We start from the raw sequence: 2,383 nt of genomic DNA, 5'->3' as shown, positions 1-2,383 counted from the left end.
TGCCAGCGGCTGTCCTCCGTCGCCGGCATCGCCCAGCTCGTCGCGGCCCGGCCCGCCTTCGACGGGGGCTGGGAGCTGCACGTCGTACGGCACGGCCGGCTCGCCGCCGCGGGAACGGTCCCGCCGCACGCCCATCCGATGCCCTACGTCGAGGCGCTCGTCGCCACGGCCGAGACCGTACGGCCCGGTCCGGGCGCCGCGCCACGCGCCTCGGCGGAGGAGATGGAGTGCGTCCTGCGCTGGCTCGAGTCCCCCGGCGTGCGCCTGGTCGAGGTGGACGGCACGTGGAGCTGCCCGGCCCACGGCGCCGAGAGCGTGCGCCGCTGGATCGATGACGCGTATCGCGACACCGATTCCCGTATGGTTGAGCGCGCCGGACGGCCGATGCGTTAGGAGTGGGAGTGGCGCTGCCGCTGTACGACAACCAGCCGACACGGCGCGCGCCGCTCGTCACCTACCTCCTCATCGCGGTCAACGTCGTCGTCTTCCTGATCTCGCCGGTCGCCTCGATCGGCCACCGCGACGAGACCCGCCTCCAGCGCAACTGCGAGCAGACGACGTTCCTGCTCAAGTACGGCGCGATACCCAAGGAGATGATCGAGGACCGGCAGGCGCCGATGCCCGAGGAGGTCGCCTCGGCCTGTCACCCCGCGCCGTTCCACAAGCGACCGTGGCTGTCCGCCCTGTCGTCGATGTTCCTGCACGGCGGCGTCACCCACATCCTCGGCAACATGGTCTACCTGTTCATCTTCGGCGCCGCCACCGAGGACCGGCTGGGCCGGCTGCGGTTCCTCCTGTTCTACCTGTTCGTGGGCTACGTCGCGGCGTACGGCTTCGCCGTGACCTACCCCGGCTCGATGACCCCCCTCGTGGGCGCCTCGGGGGCGATCGCCGGCGTGCTCGGCTCCCACCTGGTGCTCTATCCGCGCTCGAGGACGATCGCGCTGGTCCTGTCGTTCCTGCCGTTCCGGCTGCCCTCCTGGACGCTGCTGGTGCAGTTCTTCGTGTTCCAGTGGTTCAGCCTCGGCGACCAGAGCCAGACCGCCTACGTCGCGCACATCTACGGGTTCGTCGCGGGGATGATCTGCGGCCTGCTCGTACGGCGCGGCGGCTTCGCCCGCAAGTCGGCGGCCCTCACCTGGCAGTGACACCGCTCTACTAGGCTTTCGCCACGGCCGGCTCGACCTATCGCAGGAGGACCTCGTGATCACCGCCATCGTGCTCATCAAGGCCGACGTCTCGCGCATCCCCGAGGTCGCCGAGACCATCGCCGGGCTCGAAGGGGTCAGCGAGGTCTACTCGGTGACGGGCGAGTTCGACCTGGTCGCCCTGGTGCGGGTCCGCCAGTACGAGCAGATCGCCAATGTCATCCCGGGCCGCCTCAACAAGGTCGACGGCGTCACCCACACCGAGACCCACATCGCCTTCCGTACCTACTCCCAGCACGACCTGGAGGCCGCCTTCGCGCTCGGCCTCCCCGACGCCGACTGAGGCCTCCCCCGGCGGCCGGCCGTGACCGCCGAGGGCGCCGCACCGGCGAGCCTCACGATCAGGTCAGGCGCCGTTCCGCCGCCTCGACGGTCTGCTCCAGCAGGACGGCGATGGTCATCGGGCCGACGCCGCCCGGCACCGGCGTGATGAGGCTCGCGCGGGCGCTCGCCGTCTCGAAGTCGACGTCGCCGACATTGCCCTCGTTGTAGCCGGCGTCGATGACGACCGCTCCGGGCTTGACGTCCTCCCCCCGGATGAACCCCGGCCGGCCCACGGCCGCCACGACGACGTCCGCCTCTCGCACGAGCGCCGCCACGTCGGCCGTACGCGAGTGGCAGTAGGTGACCGTCGCGTCGCGGCCGAGCAGCAGCATCCCGGCCGGCCTGCCCAGGATGGCGCTCCGGCCGACCACGACCGCGTGCCGGCCCGCGAGGTCGACCTCGTACTCCTCCAGCAGCCGCATGATGCCGCCGGGCGTGCAGGACACGAAGCCCGGCAGGCCGAAGCTCATCGCGGCGAAGGATCGCATGGTGACGCCGTCGACGTCCTTGGCCGGGCCGATCGCCTCGAACGCGGCCCGCTCGTCGATGTGCGGCCCGGCCGGATGCTGCAGGAGGATGCCGTCCACGCCCGGGTCCTCCGACAGGGCGGTGAGGGTGTCGATGAGCTCCGCCGTCGTGGTGGAGGCCGGCAGCGGGACGTGACGCGAGGTGATGCCGGCCGACCCGCACCGGTTGCGCTTCATGCGGACGTAGGTCACGGACGCGGGGTCCTCGCCGACCAGCACGGTCGCCAGGCACGGAGCCGTGCCGCGCCGCCGGGTGACGGCGGCGGCGCGTGCGGTGGTGCGCTCGATGATGCGGCGGGCCGGCCCGGCGCCGTCCATGAGCCG

The 2,383-nt window shown here is 71.9% G+C and carries 3 protein-coding genes and 1 pseudogene; 3 read left to right on the top strand and 1 reads right to left on the bottom strand.

What is annotated here, in order from left to right; all coding sequences use genetic code 11:
* The 3 genes and pseudogenes from ACFFNX_RS47790 to ACFFNX_RS47780 all read left to right on the top strand — a co-directional run.
* Positions 1-393, top strand: a pseudogene (locus tag ACFFNX_RS47790) (DEDD exonuclease domain-containing protein); the annotation flags it as partial.
* Positions 394-401: 8 nt separating this feature from the next.
* Entirely contained in the window at positions 402-1,148 is a 747-nt protein-coding gene (locus tag ACFFNX_RS47785; RefSeq protein WP_378213066.1) for a rhomboid family intramembrane serine protease, read from the top strand.
* A gap of 55 nt (positions 1,149-1,203) precedes the next feature.
* The gene (locus ACFFNX_RS47780) at positions 1,204-1,491 is read left to right on the top strand and encodes an Lrp/AsnC family transcriptional regulator (RefSeq protein ID WP_378213064.1); all 288 of its coding nucleotides are present in this window, start codon (positions 1,204-1,206) and stop codon (positions 1,489-1,491) included.
* A gap of 58 nt (positions 1,492-1,549) precedes the next feature.
* Here the strand turns inward: ACFFNX_RS47780 and ACFFNX_RS47775 are convergent.
* Positions 1,550-2,383: bifunctional 5,10-methylenetetrahydrofolate dehydrogenase/5,10-methenyltetrahydrofolate cyclohydrolase (locus ACFFNX_RS47775; RefSeq protein WP_378213063.1), on the bottom strand; the 834-nt coding region annotated here is incomplete at its 5' end.

The organism is Actinoallomurus acaciae, from assembly GCF_042429965.1.
Classification (GTDB): Bacteria; Actinomycetota; Actinomycetes; order Streptosporangiales; family Streptosporangiaceae; genus Actinoallomurus; species Actinoallomurus acaciae.
Note: the sequence above shows the minus strand (reverse complement) of the source record. Positions and strands in the feature narration are given on the sequence as shown.